The organism is Bradyrhizobium sp. 18BD (assembly GCF_054185225.1).
This window is the reverse complement of record NZ_JAVAYL010000025.1, coordinates 42,221-66,870: the sequence shown is the minus strand read 5'-3', so window position 1 is coordinate 66,870 and position 24,650 is coordinate 42,221. Positions and strand designations below refer to the sequence as shown.

The following is a 24,650-nucleotide window of genomic DNA, read 5'->3' as shown; positions in this document are numbered from 1 at the left end:
GGAAGTCACGATGTGGCTGTTTTTCCTGGTTGCCTGGTTTGTCCTGCTGGCCGCCATCGCCATGCTTGCCCAGCAGGCGTTTGGTTATGACATCGCCCATCTGCCGGCCCTGTTCGGCAGCCTCCCGATGCCACAGCGCGTCACAACCGGCGCGGTCACGGCGGTCGGGCTGGCGCTGATCGGAGCAACCGCCTGGCGGCTGTCACGCCAGGACCGGCGCCTCGACACCTTGCGCGACCGCCTCAAGAAGACCCGCGAAGACGTGGTCGTCGCCCACGCCCTGCAGAACCACCTCGACGCCACCGTTCAACATTTGATCGAGAGCGATCCCCGAGAGGCCGTCTCCGCGCTCCACGACAAGCTGGGTGAGACCGAGCAGCGCGCCTTGCTCCAGCAGGGCCGCAACGAATCCACCGACATGCACGACCAGCTCGCCGAGATCCGCCGCCGCCAGCAGGCGCTGCGCGAGACGGTCGGCAAGGTCGCCGATCAGCGCCGCGCGGTCGAGCCTGTCTTCACCGAGATCCGCGACCGCCAGAACCAGCTCGAACGCTCGCTGCACGACCTCGAGACCGACGACCGCAAGAACAACCTCGCCGACCGGCAGCGGGACATCGCGCGCGACATCTCGGCACTGCTGGGGCGGGTGAACGCGGTCCAGGACACGTTCGCGATGCTGAACCAGTACAAGGAGGATCTGGCGAAATCCCATGCCGAGCTGGTCCCGCTGCGCTCCTCGGATGCCGGCATCAACGCCCTGATCTCCGAGCTCGGCCTCAGTCATGACCGCCTCGCCAAAAGCATCGACGAGCTCGAGACCGGCGGCGAGGCGCCGCTCGGCACCCGCGTCGAGACGCTGTCGAAGAACAAGATCGAGATCGAGCAGCGCCTCGCCCGCATCGACGACAGTTTCAACATCCTCAAGTCCATCCGGCTCGACTTCGAGGAGCTCGGCCAGCGCCAGGCCCAGCTCGAACGCTCGCTCGCCGACGTCGAGACCGACCCCGACGGCAAGACCCTTGCCGACCGCCAGAACGCGCTGAACGAGTTCGTCCTCCAGTCGCGCCGACGCCTCGGCGCCTTGCAGGAAACGGTGACAACGCTCAACACCTTCAAGGCGGAGCTGTCGAAGTCGCAGGCCGATCTCGTTCCGCTGAAGGCGCCGGTGTTCGGCATCGAGGCCCTGATCGCCGAGGTCGGCACCACGCGCGACCTCCTCGCCAAGACCGTCAGCGAGATCGAGGCGAATGGCGACGTCACCCTCGCCTCGCGCGTCGACGCGCTGACCAGGAGCAAGCGCGAGGTCGAGGACCGCCTCGTCCGCATCTTCGACAATTTCAATGCGCTCGATGCCTTGCGCAAGGACATCGGCGGCATCTTCTCGACGATCCGGAACAGCCTCAACAGGATCGGGTGAGGAGCATCGGTGTCGTAGCCCGGATGAGCGAAGCGACATCCGGGACGCATGCCCCTCCGCAAAAGCACCCCGCATATCGCTTCGCTCATGCGGGCTACGACAATCTCGAACCGCGATCTCCATCATTGCGACCAATCGCACATGCGCTTCGTCCTCGGCTTCCTGTCTGCCCTCCTTGGTGCGCTGGCCGGCTGGTCCGGCCTGGCCGCGCTGGTGGTCATGCTGGCGGGGCCGGATCGCGACGGCGGCATTGCCATGGGCGCCTTCGTCGACATCGGCCCGATCGGCGGCATAGCCGGCCTGATTGCCGGCATCTGGCTGTTCATGCGCTTCGGCCTGATCCGAAACACGGCGCCGCCGCCAACGGCGGAAAGCTCCGATGACGCGCCTCGCCGCACGGCGCGGCTGTCGCTTCCGTTCGCGATCCCCGTCCTTCTCATCGCGGCAGGCCTCGCCTGGTGGGGATGGCATGAATTCATCCGCTCGCCCAATCTCAGCCATGGCTTCATGACGCTCGACATCGAATTCCGGCTTCCCGCCGGGATGGCGCTGCCTGACAGCGAAGAAGATTTGAAGATCGAGGTCGAGGAGGCGCAGGGATATGCCAACCCGCTGTTGCCGGCGAACTGGCGCGCGCATGACGGCGATCGCCGCGCGATCATTGCCTCGGCCTCGCTGATGTACAAGACGCGCCACCGCGCCATCAGCCTGACGCTCCCGGGCGTTCCCACGCAACGCTGGCCGGTCGATCTTCGCTCCGATCCGGATCCAACGCCCGGCTTTTCGCCCTGGCGCGTTGCGAGCGAAGGATCACCGGCGAAGATCGAGATGCATTTCCGGCTGCGTGCCGATCGCTAAGCAGCCCACCTCGCGTAGGATGGGTAGAGCGCAGCGAAACCCATCATCTCTCATGCAAATGGCCGATGGGTTTCGCTGCGCTCTAACCATCCTACAGACCGCATTGCGGTGCCCCGAAACATCCAGACACATCACATCCTCTCGCGCACGATCAATGCCGCCAACATGTCGCGAGCGTGCCGCAACTTGGTCGCATTCCGCCGCCCTTCTGTGAGGCGTGTCTGGGGGCACGGGTCAGCCGTGTTTGGACCAAACCTGCTAGGGGTATGACTGTGAAGAAGATTGTATTTGTTCTCGGCACCACGCTTGCTCTGGTGACGGCCGCAAACGCTGCGGATCTGCCGCGGCGGCAGCCCGTGCCGGTGTATCCGGCTGGGCCGGCCCCGATCGGCAAGATGCCGATTGGCAAGAGCCCGGTCGGTAAGGCCCCGATCGGCAAGGCGCCCGGCCCGGTCGCTGCGCGCTACTGAGGCGCAGAACTAGCGTAAGCGGCCGACAGTCGAGGGGGCATAGCGTGACGAATAGACCTGATCGAACGGAATCCTGCATCCTTGCGGGATTTGCGCTCGCGGCGATGCTCGCGTGCACGACACCCTCGGCCTCGGCCCATGAAGCGAACAAGCGCGTTGCCGATGCCAATGCGCTTGCCACGACCGACACCGCGTCACGACCTCAGCCGCAAGCAACGCGGCGCCCGGTCGCGCGCGCGGAGAAAGGTCCATACTACGTCGACTTCCGCGCCCGCACGGCGGCGAGCTGGGGCCATGCCTTCGTCTGGTACGGCAAGACCAGCGAGCGCGCCGTCGAGGTTGCAGGCCTGACGCCCGCCGGCGACACCTTGGCCTATGTGCTCGGCCACCTCACCTGGGTGCCAGCCGAGACCGGCGCCAGCTACGGCGATCTCGACCCGGAATATCTGACCGCGAGCTATCGCGTGTACCTCAACGAAGCCGACGCCAAGCGGGTGTTCGCCTACATCAAGAAATTGCAGGCGAGCTCGCCGGTCTGGAATGCCGAGACCACCAACTGCACCGGCTTCATCGGCGACATCGCCGAGTTCATGGGCCTGCAGGTCCCCTACCGCTGGCAGCGCCCGGAAAACTTCGTCAACCGCCTCAAGGAAATGAACGGCGGCCGCCAGATGGTGCGGCTGTCGGCGGAGTAGGCGTCGCAGCCCGCGAAGCCTCGTAGCCCGGATGGAGCGCAGCGAAATCCGGGGCAGACGTCGTTTGTTGCACGAACCCCGGATTGCGCTTCGCTCCATCCGGGCTACGGCCCCCGTCATCATATTCGCCGTCATTGCGAGGAGCGTAGCGACAAAATTGCGAAGCAATTTTGCGTTGGCGACGACGCAATCCAGAATCCGTCCGTGGAAAGATTCTGGATTGCTTCGCTGCGCTCGCAATGACGGTGTTGAAGCAGCGGGCACTCATTTTCGACCGTCGCCCTGAGGTGCCGGAGCGAAGCGGAGGCCTCGAAGGGCGACAGCCCGGCTCTTGCAGCGGGGCCGCTCGTCCTTCGAGGCTCGCTGCGCTCGCGCCTCAGGATGACGGATTGAGCATCAATTATCCGTCCCGCGGAATCACCCTCATCTCCCGCATGATCGCCCCGCCCTGACCGCACGGCGGCGCAATAGACATTTCCCGACCCGGGCGGCATCCTGCCGCCATCGACCGATAACAGAGCCTGCGGGCCGGCCAGGGGGAAACAGATCATGCTGCAGACACGGTTCACGAAGCTCGTCGGCGTCGAGCACCCGATCGTCCAGGGCGGCATGCAATGGGTCGGACGGGCCGAGCTGGTCGCCGCGGTCGCCAATGCCGGCGCGCTCGGCTTCATCACGGCGCTGACCCAGCCGACGCCGGAGGACCTCACCAGGGAGATCGCGCGTTGCCGCGACCTCACCGACAAGCCGTTCGGCGTCAACCTGACCATCCTGCCGGCGATCAAGCCGCCGCCCTACGCCGAATACCGCGCCGCCATCATCGAAGCCGGCATCACGGTGGTCGAGACCGCCGGCAACAAGCCGCAGGAGCATGTCGACGAGTTCAAAAAACACGGCGTCAAGGTCGTGCACAAATGCACCAGTGTCCGCCACGCGCTCTCGGCCGAGCGGATGGGGGTCGACGCCATCTCGATCGACGGGTTCGAATGCGCCGGGCACCCCGGCGAGGACGACACCCCCGGCCTGATCCTGATCCCGGCCGCCGCCAACAAGGTCAAGATCCCGATGATCGCCTCGGGCGGCTTTGCCGACGCCCGCGGCCTCGTCGCGGCGCTCGCGCTGGGGGCCGAGGGCATCAACATGGGCACCCGTTTCATGGCGACCAAGGAGAGCCCGATCCACCAGCTCATCAAGGAGAAGATCGTCGCCAATGACGAGCGCGAGACCGAGCTGATCTTCCGCACCATGCGCAACACCTCGCGCGTCGCCAGGAACGAGATCTCGACCAAGGTCGTCGCGATGGAGAAGGAAGGCGCCAAGTTCGAGGACATCCGCGAGCTCGTTGCGGGTGCCCGCGGCAAGATGGTCTATGCGACCGGCAATTCGGACGAAGGCATCTGGTCGGCCGGCCAGGTGCAGGGCCTGATCCAGGACATCCCGAGCTGCGGCGAGCTCATCTCGCGCATCGTGCGCGAAGCCGAGGCCATCATTCGCAGCCGGCTCGAAGGGATGATCGCTCAACCAAGCGCGCAAGCCGCGGAATAATCACTTCAAGAAGCGAGAGTAATTCATGAAGGCTTACGTCTACGGCCCTGGTGGCGCTCAGATTTCCGACGTCGCTCAACCAAAGCCTAAGGGCACGCAGGTGCTGGTGCGCGTGCGTGCCTGTGGCCTCAATCGCGCCGACACCGGCATGCGCAAAGGCCACGCGCATGGCGCGGCCGGCGGCGTCGGCACCGTGCTCGGCATGGAATGGGCCGGCGAAGTCGCCGAGCTCGGGCCTGATGCGAAGGGTGTGAAGGTCGGCGATCGCATCATGGGATCCGGCGGCGCCGCCTTCGCCGAGTATACGCTCGCCGATCACGGCCGGCTGTTCCGCGCCCCCTCGAACATGAACTTCGAGGAAGCCGCCACCCTCCCCGTCGCGCTCGCGACCATGCACAACGCCGTCGTCACCGTCGGCGGCGTGCAGCCCGGCCAGGCCGTGCTGATCCAGGGCGCCAGCTCCGGCGTCGGCCTGATGGCGATGCAGATCGCCAAGCTCAAGGGCGCCAGGCTCGTGATCGGCTCCTCGACCGATGCCTATCGCCGCGGCCGGCTGACGGCGTACGGCGCCGACCTCGCGGTCGATTCCTCCGATCCCAAATGGGTCGACGAGGTGCTGAAGGCGACCAACGGCGAAGGCGTCGACCTCATCGTCGACCAGGTCTCGGGCAAGGCCGCCAACCAGAACCTTGCGGCCACGAAGATCCTCGGCCGCATCGTCAATGTCGGCCGGCTCGGCGGCACCCATGCCGATTTCAACTTCGACCTCCATGCGGCCCGCCGCATCAGCTACATCGGCGTCACCTTCCGCACCCGCAGCATCGAGGAGGTCCGCGAGATCTTCGACGAGGTCAGGAAGGACATCTGGGGCGCGGTGGAGTCGCGGAAGCTGCAGCTGCCGATCGACAAGGTCTATCCGTTCGACCAGATCGACCAGGCGTTCGAGCACATGGAGGCGAACAAGCATCTGGGGAAGATTGTGGTGACGGTGTGAGGCTCGGGGTGCGGTAAAGCAAGAGCGATCGGGCACCGCTCTCTCCGCTCGTCACGGCCGGGCTTGACCCGGCCATCCACGTCTTTGCCACGCGGCATCAAGAACGTGGATGCCCGGGACAAGCCCGGGCATGACGGAGCCAGTGACGCAAATCACCATTCAATTCGGAAGCATTCGCAATAGCTTCGCTCCTGCAACTCACTTGCGACTAGAGCTGTGGATCGTCGCTTGATGTTCACGAGCGCCCTGCTAAATCCCCGGCCATGACCTCCCAACACGACAAGACCTCGGTCGCGGCTATCTCGATCCTCGCCAGCGGCGGCATGGCGGCGGCCAAATTCGTGGTCGGCATCGCGATCGGCTCGCTGGCGCTGATCTCCGAAGCCCTGCACTCCTCGATCGACCTGGTCGCGACCATCATCACCTGGGCGGTGGTGCGGGTCTCCGACAAGCCGGCGGACGACGAGCACCATTACGGCCACGGCAAGCTGGAGAGCGTCTCCGCGCTCGGCGTCACCGCCCTGCTCTACGTGCTGGCCGGCGGCATCCTGGTCGAGTCCTATAGCCGGCTGCGCGAGGGAACCGCGCCGCCGACCATCTCGGCGGTGCCGTTCGTGGTGCTGGTGATCGACATCGTCGTGAACCTGTGGCGCGCCCGCGCCCTGCACCGCGCCGCCCGCGAAACCAGGAGCGAGGCGCTCGCCGCCGACGCGCTGCATTTCGCCTCCGACGTCATGGGCTCGTGCGCCGTGATCGTCGGCCTGATCCTCGCCGCCTTCGGCTTCTGGTGGGGTGACGCGGCGGCGGCCGCGGCGGTGGCGGTGATGATCGCCCTGCTCGGCCTGCGCATGGCCGGCTCGACCGTGCAGACGCTGGTCGACCGTGCCCCCGAGGGCGCCCAGGAGAAGGCCACGGCCGCGATCCGCAGCGTGCCGGGCGTGATCGAGGTCGAGCGGCTGCGCGTCCGCATGGTTGGGGCGACCACGTTCATCGACACGATCGCAAAGGTGCCGCGGACCTATCCGATCGACCGCGTCGAGAGCATCAAGCGTAAGGCGCAGGCCGCCCTCGACCAGGCGTTCGGTGATGCCGACCTGACCTTCACCCCGGTCCCCGTCGCCCGCGACAACGAGACCGTGCGCGACCGCATCATGGTGATCGCGCGCAATTCGAGCCTCGCCATCCACCATGTCACGGTGCACGATCTCGGCACCAAGCTGATCGTCAGCATCGACCTCGAAGTCGACGCCGGGATGCGGCTCGATGCCGCCCATGACATCGCCAACACGCTGGAGCGCAACATCCAGGAGGAGTTCGGCGAGGACGTCGAGGTCGACGTCCATATCGAGCCGCTGGAACCGGAATTGCCATTCGGCGTCGATGCCGCGCCGGAGCGGGTGCAGATCATCGCTGCCGCGCTGACCGAATATGCCGCCGGCGGCGAGATCCACGACATCCACAATGTGCGCGTCCGCAACACCGACGCCGGCGAGATCGTCAACTTCCACTGCCGCGCCGCGCCATCGATGAGCGTGATCAAGGTGCACGAGCACGTCGACGCGATCGAGCGCGCCCTGCGTCGCGCGTTCCCGAGCGTAAAGCGCGTCATCAGTCACGCCGAGCCGCCGCGCGCGTGATACAATGTGCGCGGAGTCACACGTTCTTGTTTCGGACTCATCGCGCACGCCGATTTGCTGACGCCAGCAGCGCGAAGTCTCCGTTGGATAAGAATTATTCGGCATTAACGATTCATTGACTCTCGACAGCCTGCGAAAACTGGATTCAAATCGGTGTGATTCGAAAGCGACGTGGGGCTGCTTTCGAAATTCGTCGTAAGCTGGTTTTTCAGGGGGCCGAAGGCATGGCGCGCGCAGACGCCGCGAACGCGTGCGTCCAATCCGATTCGATCAAGGGATTGGCGCAATCGATCGCGAAACCTGCCTATCATCGGCTCCTGATCGCGGAGCCGGCGCTACGCCGTGCCGTGCCGACGCTCATCATCGCATTCCTCATCACGATCTGCCTCGGCGCGTTCGTGCAGGTCGTCGACCAGACCCGCCAGAAGCGGGTGGTGATCCGGCACGACATCTCGGCGCTGGCCGATCTGCTCGCCGAACGCATCGACCGCCTTGCCTCCTCGCGGATCGAGCGACAGAAGAACATCGAGCTGCTGCCGACCTTGCTGCCCGACCTGATCCCCTCCTGGGGCACGGCCACGGGCCGCCACGTCATCGTCACCTCGGCCGGCATCGACCGCCGCATCCTCGCCCGCATTCCGATCGACAGCGATCCCGCCGGCAACGACCGCCTGCTCGATGCCATCACCACCGCGCAGCTGCTGGCGGCGCCGCCGCGCGACGGCAACATCTCCGACATGACGCTGCCGAACGGCAATTCCGCGATGGCGACCGCGCGTCAGATCAAGTCGCTGCCCGGCTTCGTCACCGTGCTGCAGGAACGCAACGAGCCGATCTGGGGCTCGGACGCCGCGCTCTCGGTGACGCTGTCGGCCACCACCGGCTTCGTCGTCCTGATCCTCGGCTTCGCCTTCCACTGGCAGTCGACCCGCGCCCGCGAGGGCGACCTCATCAACGACGCCGTCCGCGGCCGCATCGACACCGCGCTCAACCGCGGCCGCTGCGGGCTGTGGGACTGGGACCTGTCGCGCGGCCGGATCTTCTGGTCGCAGTCGATGTTCTCAATGCTGGGCCTCGACGGCCGCAACGAGCTCCTCACGTTCGGCGAGGTCAACGCGCTGGTGAAGTCCGACGACATCGACCTGTTCGAGATCGCCGACCAGTTGATCTCCGAGAAGATCGACCACATCGACCAGACCTTCCGCATGCAACATGTCGACGGCCACTGGATCTGGCTCCGCGTCCGCTGCGAGAAGACCCGCGGGGCGACCGATTCCAGCGTCCACCTGATCGGCATCGCCGTCGACATCACCGAGCAGAAGAGCCTGGCCGAGCGCACCGTCGAAGCCGACCTTCGCCTGCGCGACGCCATCGAGACCATTCCGGAAGCCTTCGTGCTGTGGGACGCCAGCGACCGCCTCGTGCTCTGCAACTCGCACTTCCAGCGCCTGCACAAGCTGCCCGACAGCGCCGTCATCCCCGGCACCTCCTACGAGACCGTGCTCGAGGTCGGCCGCATGCCGGAGGTGCGCACCCGCCACAACGAGACCAGCATCCAGGGCCCGGGCGCGCGCACCTTCGAGGCGCAGCTCGACGATGGCAGCTGGCTGCACATCAGCGAGCGCCGCACCAAGGACGGCGGCTACGTCTCTGTTGGTACCGACATCACCCGGATCAAGGAGCACGAGCAGAAGCTGGTCGACAACGATCTGCGCCTGCGCGCCACCGTCATCGATCTGAAGCGCTCGCAGGCAGCCCTTGAGCGCCAGACCAACGAGCTCGCCGATCTCGCCGAAAAGTACCAGCGCGAGAAGACCCGTGCCGAGGAAGCCAACCAGACCAAGTCGAAATTCCTCGCCAATATGAGCCACGAGCTGCGCACGCCGCTCAACGCCATCATCGGCTTCTCCGAGATCATGGGCTCAGGGATGTTCGGCGATCTCGGCAGCGAGAAGTACCAGGAATACTGCCAGGACATCCTGAACAGCGGCCATTACCTGCTCGAAGTCATCAACGACATCCTCGACATGTCCAAGATCGAAGCGGGCCGCATGAAGCTCGACATGGAAGAGCTCGACCTCGGCCAGACCCTTGCGGAGTCGCTGCGCGTCGTCTCCGGCCGCGCCGAGGACAAGAGTTTGACGCTCGATGCCGAGATCGAGAAATCGATCTCCGTCGTCGCCGACCGCCGCGCCACCAAGCAGATCATCGTCAACCTGCTCTCCAACGCGGTGAAGTTCACGCCCGACGGCGGCCGCATCGTGGTGCGCAGCCGGCAGCTCGAGGACCGGATCGTGCTGATGATCGCCGACACCGGCATCGGCATCGCGCCGCATTCGCTGGCGCGGCTCGGCCACCCGTTCGAGCAGGTCGAGAGCCAGCTCACCAAGACCTATCACGGCTCCGGCCTCGGCCTCGCCATCGCCCGCTCGCTGGCGCAGCTCCACGGCGGCTCGATGCGGCTGCGCTCGAAGATCGATGTCGGCACCGTCGTCCGCGTGACCCTGCCGCGCGACGCCGTCAAGGCAGCCTCCGGAATATCGGCCGCGGCCTAGAGTTTCGATTCTGATTGCATCAGAATCGAAACTCTAAGTTCTTGCTTTGACGCGTTTTCTTCACGCGAACCGGCAACCACTTCGCTCGAAAACGCTTTGGCCCCTACAGCTGCAACGACGGTGCGACCTCACGCGCGACATTGACCAGCGCCGCGATCAGCGGCGTCATCGGATCGCGCTGCGGGATCACCATGCCGATGCTGTAATTGACCTCGGGGTCGACGATCGGGATCGAGCGCACCGTGTCGGACAGGCCGAGCGTCTCGGCGAGCTTGGCTGGCATCACGCTCGCCCAGCGTCCCGTCTTCACATGCGTGAACAGAACCAGCAGCGAGTTTGAAGTCAGGGTCGGCGTCGCCTCCGCACCGACCGAGCGCAGCGCGCGATCGATGATGCGGCGGTTCTGCATGTCGGGCGTCAGCAGGCACAGCGGCACCTGCCCGACCTCCTTCCAGGTCACCGTCTCGCGGTCGCCGAACATTCCGTCCGGCGCAGTCAGCAGGCGATAGCTCTCATTGTAGAGCGGAATGGTGCGCACCTTGCCGATCGGCTCGTTCTCGATATAGGTCAGCCCCGCATCGACCTCGAGATTTTCGAGCAACCCCAGCACCTCCGACGAGGTCGTCGAGCGGATGCTGAAGCGCACCTCGGGATGCCGCGCGCGGAACGGCGTCGTCAGCGACGCGACCATGCCGAGCACGGTCGGGATCGCGGCAATGCGGATCTCGCCGGAGAGCTGATGCTTGAGCCCGTTGATCTCGTCGCGCATCGCGCGGGCATCGCCCACGATCCGCCGCGCCCAGTCCAGCGCCCGCTCGCCCTCGGGGGTAAAACCCTGGAAACGGGACCCGCGCTGGACCAGCATCACGCCGAGGATCTCCTCGAGCTGCTTCAGCCCGGTCGACATGGTCGGCTGGGTCACCCCGCAAGCCTCTGCCGCGCGACCAAAATGCCGTTCCTTCGCCAGCGCCAGCAGCAGTTCAAGCTTGTCGATCAACCGGACGTCCCCTCGAAATTTCTCGTGGCATGCAAGCTAGCACGGCAAGCCCTTACCAACACGGAAAAACCGGCAAGCGGAACAGCGTCGATAGCGATTTCATATCGATCTATTGGCCTCGTCAATCGATCAGAATTCGCAATCGCAGCATGAGACAGCTTTATTGATCTTCGAACGATTCCAAATAGTTTGCGAGCAAGGGACGCTCAATCTGAGAACGAAGAATGACAGCGGTATACGAGCCTTGGGACGAGACGCGCGGCGCCGAGATCATCGCCGAACATGCGAAGCAGGAAGGCGCGACGCTCGTCATCCTGCACGCCCTTCAGGAGGCGTTCGGCTACGTGCCGGAGGCAGCGATTCCCATGGTGGCGCAGGCGCTCAATCTGTCGCGCGCCGAGGTGCACGGCGTGTTCACCTTCTACCATGATTTCCGGCACAAGCCGGCCGGCCGCCATGTGCTGAAGCTGTGCCGCGCGGAGGCCTGCCAGGCCGCCGGCGGCGATGCGCTGGCCGCGCGCGCCGAGTCGAAGCTCGGCGTTTCGCTCGGACATACGACGGCGGATGATCGCGTCACGCTGGAGCCGATCTACTGCCTCGGCCTGTGCGCAACCGCGCCGTCGGCGATGCTCGACGGCCGCCTCGTCGGCCGGCTCAACGAGAAGCGCCTCGATGCACTGGTTGCGGAGGCCCAGCGATGAGTATGCGTCTATTCGTCTCACGCGACGCGGGTGCCGTGGCCGTAGGTGCCGACGAGGTTGCACTGGCACTGGAGCAGGCCGCGGCCAAGCGCGGCATCAAGGTCGAGATCGTCAGGACCGGCTCCCGCGGCATGTATTGGCTGGAGCCGCTGGTCGAGGTCGCAACGCCGCAGGGCCGGATCGCGTTCGGTCCGGTCAGCGAGACCGATGTGCCTTCCCTGCTCGATGCGCTCGCCAGCAACACGCCGCATCTGTTGCGGCTCGGCGCGACCGACGAGATTCCCTGGCTGAAGCGCCAGACCCGCCTCACCTTCGCCCGCTGCGGCGTGATCGATCCGCGCTCGCTCGACGACTACCGCGCCCATGGCGGTTACAAGGGCCTTGAGCGTGCACTCTCGCTCGGCTCGGATGCGATCCTCAACGAAGTCACTGCCTCGGGCCTGCGCGGCCGCGGCGGTGCGGGTTTTCCGACCGGCATCAAGTGGAAGACGGTTGCCCAGGCGAAGGCCGACCGCAAGTTCATCGTCTGCAATGCCGACGAAGGCGACAGCGGCACCTTCGCCGACCGCATGATCATGGAAGGCGATCCCTTCCTGGTGATCGAGGGCATGACGACATCAGGCATCACTGTCGGCGCCACCAAGGGCTACATCTACATCCGTAGCGAATATCCGCACGCGGTCGAGGCGATGAACGCCGCGATCCAGGCGGCGAAGCGTGGCGGCTATCTCGGCGACAGGATCGGCGGCTCGACCTACAGCTTCGATCTCGAGGTGCGCGTCGGCGCCGGCGCTTATGTCTGCGGCGAAGAAACCTCGCTGCTGGAGAGCCTCGAAGGCCGCCGCGGCATCGTGCGCGCCAAGCCGCCGCTGCCCGCGCATCACGGCCTGTTCGGCAAGCCGACCGTCATCAACAACGTGCTGTCCTTCGCCGCGATCCCCTTCATCCTCGCCGAAGGCGCCAAGGCCTATGCCGATTTCGGCATGGGCCGCTCGCGCGGCACGATGCCGATCCAGCTCGCCGGCAACATCCGCCATGGCGGGCTGTTCGAGACCGCGTTCGGCGTGACGCTCGGCGAGCTCGTCGACGATATCGGCGGTGGCACGGCCACGGGCCGTCCGGTTCGCGCGGTGCAGGTCGGCGGCCCCTTGGGCGCCTATTTCCCCCGCGCCCTGTTCGACACGCCGTTCGACTACGAGGCCTTCGCCGCGCGCGACGGCCTGATCGGCCATGGCGGCATCGTCGTGTTCGACGACAGCGTCGACATGCGCAGGCAGGCGCGCTTCGCGATGGAATTCTGCGCCGTCGAATCCTGCGGCAAGTGCACGCCCTGCCGGATCGGCTCGACCCGCGGCGTCGAGACCATCGAGAAGATCATCAACGGCGAGCGGGTAGCCGAAAACCTCGCGCTCGTCGAAGACCTCTGCAACACCATGAAATTCGGCTCGCTCTGCGCACTCGGCGGCTTCACGCCCTACCCCGTGCTCAGCGCATTGAAGCACTTCCGGGAGGATTTCGCACCCGTGCCGACCACGCTTCAGGCCGCGGAATAGGAGAACGACGATGTCTCTGATCGAAGAAATCGACTACGGCACGCCGCGCTCGAAATCGGAAACGATGGTCACGCTGACCATCGACGGCAACCAGGTCACGGTGCCCGAGGGCACCTCGATCATGCGCGCCGCGATGGACGCCGGCCACCAGATCCCGAAGCTGTGCGCGACCGACATGGTCGACGCCTACGGCTCCTGCCGGCTCTGCCTCGTCGAGATCGAGGGCCGTGCCGGCACGCCGGCCTCCTGCACCACGCCTGTGACGAACGGCATCGTCGTCCACACCCAGACCGAGCGGCTCAAAAAGCTGCGCAAGGGCGTGATGGAGCTCTACATCTCCGACCATCCGCTCGACTGCCTCACCTGCGGCGCCAACGGCGATTGCGAATTGCAGGACATGGCGGGCGCCGTGGGCCTGCGCGACGTCCGCTACGGCTATGAGGGCGAGAACCACGTCTTCGCCAAGACCGACGGCTGCACCAACGACAACTGGATGCCGAAGGACGAGTCCAACCCGTACTTCACCTACGATCCCTCCAAGTGCATCGTCTGCTCGCGCTGCGTCCGCGCCTGCGAGGAGGTGCAAGGCACCTTCGCCCTAACGATCTCCGGCCGCGGCTTCGACAGCCGCGTCTCGCCCGGCATGAGCGAGAGTTTCCTCGGCTCGGAATGCGTCTCCTGCGGCGCCTGCGTGCAGGCCTGCCCGACCGCAACGCTGACGGAGAAGTCCGTGATCGAGATCGGCCAGCCCGAGCATTCCGTCGTCACCACCTGCGCCTATTGCGGCGTCGGCTGCGCCTTCAAGGCCGAAATGCGCGGCGAGGAAGTCGTGCGCATGGTGCCGTACAAGGACGGCAAGGCCAATCGCGGCCATTCCTGCGTCAAGGGCCGCTTCGCCTGGGGCTACACCAACCACAAGGAACGCATTCTCAAGCCGATGATCCGCGACCGGATCGAGGATCCCTGGAAAGAAGTCTCCTGGGACGAAGCGTTCTCGTTCGCCGCGGCCAAGATGCGCGGCATCCAGAAGAAATATGGCCGCGACGCCATCGGCGGCATCACCTCGTCCCGCTGCACCAATGAAGAAACCTATCTGGTGCAGAAGCTGATCCGCGCCGGCTTCGGCAACAACAATGTCGACACCTGCGCTCGCGTCTGCCACTCGCCGACCGGCTATGGCCTGTCGCAGACTTTTGGCACGTCGGCCGGCACCCAGGATTTCGACTCGGTCGAGCACACGGACGTTGCAGTCATCATTGGTGCAAATCCCGCCTCGGCTCACCCCGTCTTCGCTTCCCGCCTGAAGAAGCGGCTGCGCCAGGGTGCCAAGCTGATCGTGATCGATCCGCGCCGCACCGAGATGGTGGAATCGCCGCATGTGAAGGCGCTGCATTTGCCCTTGATGCCCGGCACCAACGTCGCGGTCGTGACCGCGCTCGCGCATGTCATCGTCACCGAAGGCCTCGTCAACGAAGCCTTCGTGCGCGAGCGCTGTGACTGGAGTGAGTTCGAGGAATGGGCCGCTTTCGTCGCCCAGCCCAAGCACAGCCCGGAAGCGACCGCTATCCTCACCGGCGTCGATCCGAAGGTGCTGCGCGAAGCCGCCCGCGTCTACGCCACCGGCGGCAACGGCGCGATCTATTACGGCCTCGGCGTCACCGAGCACAGCCAGGGCTCGACCACCGTGATCGCGATCGCCAACCTCGCGATGGCGACCGGCAATATCGGCCGTCCCGGCGTCGGCGTGAACCCGCTGCGCGGCCAGAACAACGTGCAGGGCTCCTGCGACATGGGCTCGTTCCCGCATGAGCTGCCGGGCTATCGCCACATCTCGGGCGATGCGGTGCGCGACCAGTTCGAGGCGCTGTGGAACGTCAAGCTCAATCCCGAACCGGGCCTGCGCATTCCCAACATGTTCGACGCCGCGATCGAAGGCACGTTCATGGGCATCTACGTGCAGGGCGAGGACATCCTCCAGTCCGACCCCAACACCACGCACGTGGTCGCCGCGCTGTCGTCGATGGAATGCGTCATCGTCCACGACCTCTTCCTGAACGAGACCGCGAACTACGCCCACGTGTTCCTGCCCGGCTCGAGCTTCCTCGAGAAGGACGGCACCTTCACCAACGCCGAGCGCCGCATCCAGCGCGTCCGCAAGGTGATGACGCCGAAGAACGGCATGGCCGACTGGGAAGTCACGATCGCGCTCGCCAAGGCGATGGGCTTCGAGATGAACTACAGCCACCCGTCCGAGATCATGGACGAGATCGCGGCGCTGACGCCGACCTTCACCGGCGTCTCCTACGCCAAGCTCGACGAGCTCGGCTCGGTGCAATGGCCCTGCAACGAGAAGGCGCCGGAAGGCACGCCGGTGATGCATATCGGCGGCTTCGTCCGCGGCAAGGGCAAGTTCATCGTCACCGAATATGTCGCGACCGACGAACGCACCGGTCCCCGCTTCCCGCTGCTGCTCACCACGGGCCGCATCCTCAGCCAGTACAATGTCGGTGCGCAGACGCGGCGCACCGAGAACGTGGTCTGGCACGCCGAGGACCGGCTCGAGATCCATCCGCACGATGCCGAGCAGCGCGGCGTGCGCGACGGCGACTGGGTGCGGCTGACGAGCCGCGCCGGCGAGACCACGCTGCGCGCGGAGATCACCGACCGCGTGTCGCCGGGCGTCGTCTACACGACGTTCCACCATCCGGATACGCAGGCCAACGTGATCACGACCGACTATTCGGACTGGGCGACCAACTGTCCGGAATACAAGGTCACGGCGGTGCAGATTTCGCCGTCGAACGGCCCGTCCGACTGGCAGAAGTCCTACGACCAGCAGGCGCGGCACTCCCGCCGCATCGCGCCGGCCGAGGCCGCGGAGTAACCGCATGCACGTGCCGGTCCAGGCGATCGACCGCGAAATCTGGCGCGACGGTGTCGCGTCGGAGGGCGCGCGGCTGATCCCCGAGGAGACGCCGCTGGCGCTGACCTATAATGGCGGCACCTATGCCGTCATGATGGGGACGCCGCAGAACCTCGAGGATTTCGCTGTCGGCTTCAGCCTGGATGAAGGCATCATCAAGTCCGTCGACGACATCAAGTCACTCGACGTGGTCCGCCTCGACGACGGCATCGAGCTGCGGATGTGGCTGGCCTCGGAAGACGCCGCGCGCATCAGCGAACGCCGTCGCCACATCGCCGGGCCGACCGGGTGCGGCATCTGCGGCATCGACTCGATCGCGGAGGCGGTGCGCCCTGCCGCTATCGTGCCGCAAGGGACCAGCTTCTCGCCGCAGCAGATCATGACCGCGATGCAGGCGATCGCGCCCCTGCAGGCGATCAACATGCAGACCCGCGCCGTCCACGCCGCAGCCTTCTGGTCGCCGGCCAACGGCATGGCCGCGCTGCGCGAGGACGTCGGCCGCCACAATGCGCTCGACAAGCTGGCCGGTGCGCTCGCACGCAGCCGCACCGACGCAAGCGGCGGCATGGTGCTGTTGACCAGCCGCGTCTCGGTCGAGATGGTGCAGAAGACGGCCGCGATCGGCGCGCCTGTGATGGTCGCGGTCTCCGCCCCCACCGCGCTCGCGGTCCGCACCGCCGCCGCCGCCGGCATCACGCTGATTGCAATCGCCCGCAGCGACGGGTTTGAAGTGTTCACGCACGAAGGCCGCATCACGGCTCTTCGTACCCAGGAGATCATCGATGTCGTCGCCTGACCGCCTCGTCTACATGGCCAACCAGATCGGCACCTTCTTCCGCAGCCAGGGCCACGACAAGGCCGTGCCTGGGATCGCCGACCACATCAAGAAATTCTGGGATCCCCGGATGAAGAAGGCCATCTTCGCCCATCTCGATGCCGGCGGCGCCGGCCTCGAGCCGAACGTGCGCGAAGCCCTCACCTCGTTGAAGCCCGCTACTTCGCTTCCAACAACGCCGTAAATACGCGCCGCACCTCGCCCTGCGTCTCCTTCACGCGCGCCTCCAGCGACGAGAAGTCCGGCGCATCGCCGGCGCGGGCCATCACGCGCAGCAGGTCAGTGCCGGCGGTGTCAGGCTTGAAGCCGTCGCTGACGCAAAGTCGCAGGATCTGCGTCAAATCGTGATAGAGCCGCGCTGCGGCGCGCAGGATCTCCGCCTCCGACTGCGGCAGCACACCGAGCTTGGCGGCGTTGTCCAGCACCTGAAGCGTGCTGACGTCGAGGATCTCGGGCTTGTGATGGGCATGCACGAGCTGGAGATATTGCGCGATGAAGTCGATGTCGATCATGCCGCCGGCGGCATATTTGAGATCCCAATGATCGGTCTCGCCCTTCTCCTGCGCGATCGCGCCCCGCATGTCGGCGACGTCGTTGGCGATGATCGCGCGGTCGCGGCGGCGGGTCAGGACCTCGCGAATGACGCGCTCGATCCGCTCGCGGAATTCGGCTGACGCCGACACGACGCGCGCGCGCGTCAGCGCCATGTGCTCCCAGGTCCAGGCCTCGTTGGCCTGATAGTCGGCGAAGGAGGCTAGGCTCGAGGCCACGGGGCCGGCGCGCCCCGACGGGCGCAGCCGCATGTCGATCTCGTAGAGCACGCCGTAATTGGTGCGCGTCGTGAAGGCGCTGATCAGGCGCTGGGTGAAGCGGGCAAAATAATGCGCGCCTTGCAGCGACTTCGCCCCATCCGAGTCCGGATTCTCGCCGTCGAAATCGTAGAGCAGGATCAGGTCGAGATCGGACGAGGCCGTCATCTCGCGGCTGCCGAGCCGACCCATCGCGATGATCGCGGTCTCCTGCCCCTCGATGCGGCCGTGCTGCGCGGCAAAGCGGTCGGCGACGAGGCCATGCACGGTGTGGACGACGCCTTCGGCGACGTCCGCGAAGGCCGTGCTCGCCTGCTGCGCCGACACGGTGCCGGAGAGGATGCGCGTGCCGATCAGGAACAGGCTCTCCTGCCCGAACAGCCGCAGGCGATCGAGGAATTCTTCGTAGGAGGCCGCGTCCTGCACTGTCGCCGCAAGCCGCGCCGACAATTCCTGCCGGTCGGGCATCGCGCCGAAGAAGCGCGGATCGATCAGGCCATCCATGAGCTGCGGCTGCCGCGCCAGCATCTCGCCGAGCCGCGGGGCCGCGCCGAGCACGAGCGCCACCAGCGCGACGAGGTCACGGTTCTGGCCGAGCAGCGTGATTAGCCGGCCGCCGCGCTGGAGCGCTCCGAGGAATTGATCGAACGCCACGACGGCGCGGTCAGGCTCCTCGGCATGCGCGAGGCCGTCGATCAGGGCCGGCACGAATTCGATGAAGGCGTTTCGCGTCGCCTCGTTGCGGAAGACGCGGTAGTCGCCGGTGATCCAGTCGCGCACGGTCTGCGCCACGGCGGCCGGCTTCTTGAAGCCGAGCGTCGCGAGGTGCTGCAGCAGGCGCGGATCGTCGGGGCCCGCACTGTAGTCGAGCGCCGGCAGCTTTGCCGTGCCGGTCGGATCGTCGCCCTCGAACAGCTTCTCGTAGTGTCCCTGCACGATCTCGAGCTGACGCAGCAGGTCGCGCGCGAAGGCTTCGCGGTCGGGATAGCCGAAGAAGCGGGCGAAGCGCTCGACGGCCTCCTTGTCTTCGGGGAGCGCATGGGTCTGCTCGTCCGCGACCATCTGGAGACGATGCTCGACCCGGCGCAGGAATTCGTATGCGGTGGTCAGCTCGTCGCACGCGGCAGAGGTGATCCAGTTGCTGGAGGCGAGCACGTTGAGCGCGGCGAGCGTCGGCCGCACCCGCAATTCCGGATGGCGGCCGCCGGCGATGAGCTGCTGGGTCTGCGCGAAGAACTCGATCTCGCGGATGCCGCCGCGGCCGACCTTGACGTTATGGCCTTCGACCGCGACCTCGCTCTGGCCGCGATAGGTCTGCATCTGCCGCTTCATGTCGTGGACGTCGGCGAGCGCGGCGAAGTCGAGATGCTTGCGCCAGACGAACGGCGCGATCTCGGCGAGCAGCGCTTCGCCTGCCTTGGCATCGCCGGCGCAGGCACGCGCCTTGATCATCGCGGCGCGCTCCCAGGTGCGCCCTTCCCGCTCGTAGTAATGCAATGCGGCGTCGCGCGAGATCGCCACCTGCGTCGACGACGGATCGGGCCGCAGCCGCAGGTCGACGCGGAACACATAGCCGTCATAGGTGCGCTGCTGGAGGACGCGCGCGATGCCTTGCGTCACCCGGACGAAGAACGGCTGCGGCTCGATGTCGGGCGCGAGCGTCGTATTGTCGGGATCGAAGAAGACGATGAGATCGATGTCGCTGGAATAGTTCAGCTCGCCCGCGCCCATCTTGCCCATGGCGAGCACGATCAGGCCGCAGCCTTCTTCGGGCGCCTCGGGATTTGGCGGCAGGATCTTGCCACGTGCGGCTTCCTGCCGCAGCTGGTACTGGAGCGCCGCCTGCACCGAGGACACCGCGACATCGGTCAACGCTGCTGTCACCCGCATCACCGGCCAGACCCCGCCGATGTCGCACAGCGCTGTCAGCAGTGCGGCCTCGGCCTTCATGCGGCGGAGCAGCCGCATCACCTCGGCTTCATCCGCCGCGGCAAGCACCGCGTCTCTCGCCTCAGCGATCAGGGCGGGCAGATGCAGATCGGGATCGCATTCGAGCAAACGGATCAGGCGCAGCGCATCGGCGCGCACGAGATCGAACAAATAAGGCGAGAATTCCGCGATTCCGGCCAGAATATCCCGCGCGAAGGGATGAGCCAGCAGCGCTTCGAGACGAGTCAATTGTGCCGGCTCGAGCTCGGCCAGCCAACTTTCAAAACGTCGTTCGTCGGTTGCGGAAGCGGCAATATGGGGGGCCTCCGCAAAGCGCGCGGCCAGGCCCTCTCCAGTCTTGTCCGCGTTTCCCGGCGCGGAGTGGTTCATGCCACCTTCTGTGGCACATCCGGTATTGGAGGAGCAACCCTGTCGCCGGCGCCCGCGCGCGCCGGCAGCGCCAGCGTGGCGACGAGCCCGGGATTGGCATCGCCCAGCCGCAATTCGCCGCCATGGAGCGTCGCGACTGCCGAGGCAAGGCTGAGGCCGAGGCCGGAGCCCGGCAGCGTGCGGCTCGCCTCCAGCCGGACAAATCGTTCGACGGCGTGCTTGCGGTCGCCTTCGGGGATGCCGGGACCGCGATCGGTGACGCTGAGCAGCACCTGGTCACCCTCGCGCCGCGCTTCGATGGTGATCTGCCGCGCGTCCATGCTGACCACGGTTCCAGCGGACTGCGGCGGCGGCTTGCCATATTTGATCGCGTTCTCGACGAGATTGGCGAGCGCCTGGCTGATCAGTTCGCGGTTGGCGTGAATCGGCGTCGGATCGGCCTTGACCTTCAGGGTCATGCCGTCGTCCTCGGCGAGCGGCTCGTAGAGCTCGTGGATGCCCTGGGCCACATCGGCCGCGTCGAAATCGTCCATGTTGCCGCGCGCCTGGCCGGATTCCGCGCGCGCGATCATCAGCAGCGCGTTGAAGGTACGGATCAGGCCGTCGGATTCCTCGATGGTCCGCTCCAACGCGGCGCGGTAATCGGCCTCGGTGCCCGATTTCGCCAGGGCCTCCTCGGCGCGGTTGCGCAGGCGCGTCAGCGGCGTCTTGAGATCGTGGGCGATGTTGTCGGAGACCTCCTTCAGCCCCAGCATCAGCGCCTCGATCCGCTCCAGCATGGCGTTGAGGTTCTCCGCGAGCCGGTCGAGCTCGTCGCCGCTGCGCCCCACCGGCAGGCGTCCGCTGAGATCGCCGGTCATGATGCGCTGCGCGGTGCCGGTCATCGCGTCGATGCGCGTCAGCACCCTGCGCGCGACGAAAACGCCGCCGCCCAGGCCAAGCACCACGACGATCAGGACCGACCATTGTGCCGCCTTGGCCACGATGCCGAACAGGCGCCGCCGCTCGTCGAGATCGCGGCCGATCAGCAGGCGGAAACCGTTTTCCAATTCGGTGACGCGCACCAGCGCGCGATGGTCGCGTTCGTCGGCGTCCTCGATCCGCCGGTAGGCCGTTTCCGTCCAGCCGCGCGTCGCCATGACGCCGGGGGCGAGCGAGCCGACATTACCGGCAACCGCCTGCCCGGTCGGCGTGGTCACGAGATAGAGGTTGGCGCCCGGCCGCAGCGCCCGATACTCGATCGTGCGCACCAGGCGATACATGCCGCCGCGGCCGTAGATCTCAGAGATCTCCGAGGTCTCGGCATTCACCGTCTGCGTGATCTCTTCGGTGATCAGCCGCCGCGTATTCCAGGCGAAATAGCCGAGCAGCGAGGCCGCGAACATCGCGAACAGAAGCAGATAGACCAGCGTCAGCCGGAATGCCGTGGTGCGGACGAGTTTACCGAATGCCGTCACGGATCATGTATCCAATCTGAGTGTTGCGTCTTCCATCACTGACCATCGTCACGCTTCATATTTTACTGTAATTTCAGTTACTTAACAGCATCTGCTGTCGTCTGACTTCGCTGAAAATCGTCGAACGCCGGCCGGAACTGGCGAAAAAGTGGTAAGTTGACTCGGCTCTCCCTTCCAAAGTATCCGTGACGGCCACATATCCAAAACAGGTCGATTTTGGAACAACTAACCCACGAGCGAAGCAACCGTGACGGTAGCTGGTAAGCCGAAGGGGAACGTTAAAGTGGCACTCAATTCGAACCAAGTTAAATCCCTGCAAGCTGGCGTTCATGCGGACGGCGGCGGGCTTTATTTGGTGGTGCGCGAAAGCGGTGATCGAGTGTGGGCCTTCCGCTTCACCGACCTCGAGGGAAAGCGGGCGCAGATGGAGTTCGCCAAGGCTGGCGACCGCGACAGCCCAAGCGGTGACGTTCTGACCCTAAGCAACGCCCGCGAGAAGGCGCGCGACTATAAGGTCGCGTTGAAGCGCCAGGGTATCGATCCGCGCATCAAGAAGCGGGCCACCGCTCAGGGTAGCAAGACGTTCAAGCAGTTTGCCGAGGAGCAGTACCCTGTTTGGTGCCAAGGGCTGTCCGAAGAGGAGTTGAAGCAGTGGCAGCGCTCCATTCGGGACGTGCCGAGCCTGCACGACAAGAAGCTCCAGGAGATCACCACCGAGCACGTGTTGGAGGCCCTCAAGGCGATCTGGACCGTGAAGCCGGTTACAGCGTCGCGGACGCGCCAGCGGATCGAGCGGCTGATGGACGCTGCAAAAGCGTTGAGGCTGCGCGCGGGCGAGAACCCGGCCGCATGGCGTGGCAACCTCAAGCACCTGCTTCCGTCGCCCCGCAAGCTGAATCGCAAGAAGGGACATCGGTCCGCGCCGTATACGAAGATGCCGGGAATGATGACAGGGCTGCGCTTTGATCCCGGAAACGCCGCGCGCTGCGCAGAGGTCGGCATCCTCACCGTGTCGCGGAGCCAAGAAATCCGTCTGATGGAGTGGACGGAACTCGACTTCGAAGCAAGGACGTGGATGGTTCCGGCTGAGAAGATGAAGATTAAGGGCGACCTAGAGCCAAAGCCGCATCTCGTCCCGTTGTCGGATCAGGCAATCGAGATCATCCAATCGATGCCCCGCACCGATAAGTACGTATTCCCCTCCGACCACGCGGAGGAACATCAGCCGTTCCGGGCGAACGCGCTTGTTGGGGCCATCGAACGCACTGCCGTCAAATCCACGATGCATGGCTGCCGCACGAGCTTCCGAAATTGGGGCGCTGATAACAAGGAGCACAATTTCCGCCGCGAAGTGCTCGAGTTCTGCCTGTCACACCGTATCGGTGATGAGGCCGAACTGTCGTATTGGGACAGCGAGATGATTAAGCGACGCCGCGAGACACTGCAGGCGTGGGCTGACTTCATCAAGCCGCGCAAGAACACGTCGCGCGAGCAGCCACGCGATCGAAAGGGGCAAAAGCTCACACTTGTCGCCTAAGGAAGCGCACCGAGATTTCAATGAGCGCCCCACAGCGTCCGGTGTCAAATTAGTCTAGTGCGGCTTTCTTTCTGTAAGGCATCCTAACTGACGATGTAGCACCTTGATGTTTCGCAAAGCCCGCCGTTCGTTCGCAGGATCTCCGAATGGCGGAATCAAAACCTGCTCGATTATTCAATGATTTCAACGCGCATTTGGAAACAACGGTCAGAAACACGCGTTAGCAATATCAATAGCTTACGAGCCGTTTCCAAATAGCGCCACGCCGACGAGCCGCTTGAGACAGCGTTACGTTCGAGATCGATGCACCCGAGACGTCGACACGAAGGCTGGGGATCGGGAATCGCTGCTTGGTGCCGTTCAACTCCTTCAGTGAATTCAACAAGGCCGAGGGCGACATCTGGCTCGCGCTCGATGAGACCCATCCCCTCGCCTGCTTCGCCGGCATCTGGACCAGCTGGCAGTCTGTCCGGAAGGTCAAGGAAGGTGAAACGACCAACGACCTCTACGCGTTCCTCACGACGGAGCCGAACGGCGAGGTCGGCGCCATCAACCCCAAGGCGATGCCAGTCATCCTGACAACGCCGGAGGAAGTCGAGACCTGGATGACGGCTTCACCGGACGAAGTCTTGAACCTGCAGCGGCCGCTTCCGGACGGATCGCTCAGGATCGTCGCCCGTGGCGTCAAGGAAGACCCGGCCGGGCAGACAACGTGACCGACGAGGACCACGACGAGGCCGAGCCCTCGGCCCGCCAACGCAAGATCATCCTCGTCGACTTGGACGCCTTCTATGCGTCCGTCGAACAACGTGACAATCCGGATCTGCGCGGCAAGCCGGTAGCCGTTGGCGGATCCCGCGAGCGGGGCGTCGTGGCTGCCGCGAGTCGGCTCGCTGTTGCTTAGTCTCTACGACAAGGAGGGGCTTCTGCATCATGTCGGACTTACGACTGGCATCCGATCATCCGATCGACTGGCTCTCACCGACCGGCTGGAGAAACTCGTCAGATCGCAGAGCTTCACCGGCAACAAGCCTGGCGGCCCAAGTCGGTGGTCAACGAAGCGATCTACTGAATGCAAAGCCGTACGTCCGACATATGTCATTGAAGTGTCCTTTGACCACATCTCGGGCGGCCGGTTTCGTCACGGCACGAAGATCGTTCGCTGGCGTCCGGACAAGAAGCCTTCGCAAGGTCGCATGGATCAACTTCGGCAGAAAGTAGCGAAGCGGTTGAAGGCCACCGCGTAACACAATTTGAGGGAGAGTTCGGAGGGCGGAAAGGCTCACGGGCGTTTTCGAAAGTTTCAAGCCAGGACATCTCGTCGACGTCCTGGCCTTGCTTGGTCAGT

Annotated in this window: 18 protein-coding genes and 2 pseudogenes; 17 read left to right on the top strand and 3 right to left on the bottom strand. The window is 65.3% G+C overall.

The genetic code is table 11. The annotated features are described in order from the left end of the window. Positions 1-10: 10 nt before the first annotated feature. The 8 genes from RAD16_RS34410 to RAD16_RS34375 all read left to right on the top strand — a co-directional run bounded on the left by RAD16_RS34410 (position 11) and on the right by RAD16_RS34375 (position 10,171). Positions 11-1,417, top strand: coding sequence for a hypothetical protein (locus RAD16_RS34410; RefSeq protein WP_458162293.1), 1,407 nt, complete (start codon positions 11-13; stop codon positions 1,415-1,417). A gap of 141 nt (positions 1,418-1,558) precedes the next feature. Then, on the top strand, positions 1,559-2,275 hold the full coding sequence (locus RAD16_RS34405) for a hypothetical protein (protein WP_458162292.1): 717 nt from the start codon (positions 1,559-1,561) through the stop codon (positions 2,273-2,275). A 266-nt stretch (positions 2,276-2,541) separates the two neighbouring features. Continuing rightward, entirely contained in the window at positions 2,542-2,745 is a 204-nt protein-coding gene (locus RAD16_RS34400; RefSeq protein WP_458162291.1) for a hypothetical protein, read from the top strand. A 44-nt stretch (positions 2,746-2,789) separates the two neighbouring features. Beyond that, a complete protein-coding gene (locus RAD16_RS34395; RefSeq protein ID WP_458162290.1) occupies positions 2,790-3,440 on the top strand; it encodes a hypothetical protein in 651 nt (216 codons plus the stop codon). Between the two features lie 549 nt (positions 3,441-3,989). After that, positions 3,990-4,985 carry an NAD(P)H-dependent flavin oxidoreductase gene (locus tag RAD16_RS34390; protein WP_458162289.1) on the top strand — a complete coding sequence of 332 codons (996 nt, stop codon included), beginning with the start codon at positions 3,990-3,992 and terminating at the stop codon, positions 4,983-4,985. Positions 4,986-5,010: 25 nt separating this feature from the next. Continuing rightward, on the top strand, positions 5,011-5,979 hold the full coding sequence (locus RAD16_RS34385; protein ID WP_458162288.1) for a zinc-binding dehydrogenase: 969 nt from the start codon (positions 5,011-5,013) through the stop codon (positions 5,977-5,979). Between the two features lie 263 nt (positions 5,980-6,242). Beyond that, on the top strand, positions 6,243-7,616 hold the full coding sequence (locus RAD16_RS34380) for a cation diffusion facilitator family transporter (RefSeq protein ID WP_458162287.1): 1,374 nt from the start codon (positions 6,243-6,245) through the stop codon (positions 7,614-7,616). 224 nt (positions 7,617-7,840) lie between these two features. Beyond that, complete coding sequence (locus RAD16_RS34375; protein ID WP_458162286.1) at positions 7,841-10,171, top strand: PAS domain-containing sensor histidine kinase; 2,331 nt, start codon at positions 7,841-7,843, stop codon at positions 10,169-10,171. Positions 10,172-10,274: 103 nt separating this feature from the next. Here the strand turns inward: RAD16_RS34375 and RAD16_RS34370 are convergent, their stop codons facing one another. Further along, positions 10,275-11,168, bottom strand: a complete 894-nt coding sequence (locus RAD16_RS34370) for a LysR family transcriptional regulator (RefSeq protein ID WP_458162285.1) — start codon at positions 11,166-11,168, stop codon at positions 10,275-10,277. A 224-nt stretch (positions 11,169-11,392) separates the two neighbouring features. Here RAD16_RS34370 and RAD16_RS34365 point away from each other — a divergent pair, with 224 nt between their 5' ends. The 5 genes from RAD16_RS34365 to RAD16_RS34345 are packed head-to-tail and all read left to right on the top strand — an operon-like array spanning position 11,393 to position 17,364. After that, positions 11,393-11,869 carry a formate dehydrogenase subunit gamma gene (locus RAD16_RS34365; protein ID WP_458162284.1) on the top strand — a complete coding sequence of 159 codons (477 nt, stop codon included), beginning with the start codon at positions 11,393-11,395 and terminating at the stop codon, positions 11,867-11,869. Next, entirely contained in the window at positions 11,866-13,422 is a 1,557-nt protein-coding gene (locus RAD16_RS34360; protein WP_458162283.1) for a formate dehydrogenase beta subunit, read from the top strand. Before RAD16_RS34365 ends, RAD16_RS34360 begins: the two co-directional genes overlap by 4 nt. A 10-nt stretch (positions 13,423-13,432) precedes the next feature. Further along, entirely contained in the window at positions 13,433-16,306 is a 2,874-nt protein-coding gene (fdhF, locus tag RAD16_RS34355) for a formate dehydrogenase subunit alpha (RefSeq protein WP_458162282.1), read from the top strand. A gap of 4 nt (positions 16,307-16,310) precedes the next feature. After that, positions 16,311-17,141 carry a formate dehydrogenase accessory sulfurtransferase FdhD gene (gene fdhD, locus RAD16_RS34350; protein WP_458162281.1) on the top strand — a complete coding sequence of 277 codons (831 nt, stop codon included), beginning with the start codon at positions 16,311-16,313 and terminating at the stop codon, positions 17,139-17,141. Continuing rightward, positions 17,128-17,364 carry a formate dehydrogenase subunit delta gene (locus RAD16_RS34345; protein ID WP_458162280.1) on the top strand — a complete coding sequence of 79 codons (237 nt, stop codon included), beginning with the start codon at positions 17,128-17,130 and terminating at the stop codon, positions 17,362-17,364. The genes fdhD and RAD16_RS34345 overlap by 14 nt, the downstream gene beginning before the upstream one ends. On the opposite strand, the gene RAD16_RS34340 is transcribed toward RAD16_RS34345, so the two are convergent. Then, positions 17,339-20,308 carry a bifunctional [glutamine synthetase] adenylyltransferase/[glutamine synthetase]-adenylyl-L-tyrosine phosphorylase gene (locus RAD16_RS34340; RefSeq protein ID WP_458162278.1) on the bottom strand — a complete coding sequence of 990 codons (2,970 nt, stop codon included), beginning with the start codon at positions 20,306-20,308 and terminating at the stop codon, positions 17,339-17,341. The genes RAD16_RS34345 and RAD16_RS34340 overlap by 26 nt on opposite strands. After that, on the bottom strand, positions 20,305-21,765 hold the full coding sequence (locus tag RAD16_RS34335) for a sensor histidine kinase (RefSeq protein WP_458162277.1): 1,461 nt from the start codon (positions 21,763-21,765) through the stop codon (positions 20,305-20,307). Before RAD16_RS34335 ends, RAD16_RS34340 begins: the two co-directional genes overlap by 4 nt. A 283-nt stretch (positions 21,766-22,048) precedes the next feature. On the opposite strand from RAD16_RS34335, the gene RAD16_RS34330 reads away from it, so the two are divergent. The 4 genes and pseudogenes from RAD16_RS34330 to RAD16_RS34315 all read left to right on the top strand — a co-directional run bounded on the left by RAD16_RS34330 (position 22,049) and on the right by RAD16_RS34315 (position 24,549). Further along, the gene (locus tag RAD16_RS34330) at positions 22,049-23,302 is read left to right on the top strand and encodes a tyrosine-type recombinase/integrase (protein WP_458162276.1); all 1,254 of its coding nucleotides are present in this window, start codon (positions 22,049-22,051) and stop codon (positions 23,300-23,302) included. A gap of 320 nt (positions 23,303-23,622) precedes the next feature. Beyond that, positions 23,623-24,018, top strand: a pseudogene (locus RAD16_RS34325) (SOS response-associated peptidase family protein); the annotation flags it as partial. Next, positions 24,015-24,188, top strand: a pseudogene (locus RAD16_RS34320) (Y-family DNA polymerase); the annotation flags it as partial. The pseudogenes RAD16_RS34325 and RAD16_RS34320, both read left to right, overlap by 4 nt. Next, positions 24,148-24,549 carry an ATP dependent DNA ligase gene (locus RAD16_RS34315; protein WP_458162275.1) on the top strand — a complete coding sequence of 134 codons (402 nt, stop codon included), beginning with the start codon at positions 24,148-24,150 and terminating at the stop codon, positions 24,547-24,549. The pseudogene RAD16_RS34320 and the gene RAD16_RS34315, both read left to right, overlap by 41 nt. Positions 24,550-24,650 lie beyond the last annotated feature (101 nt).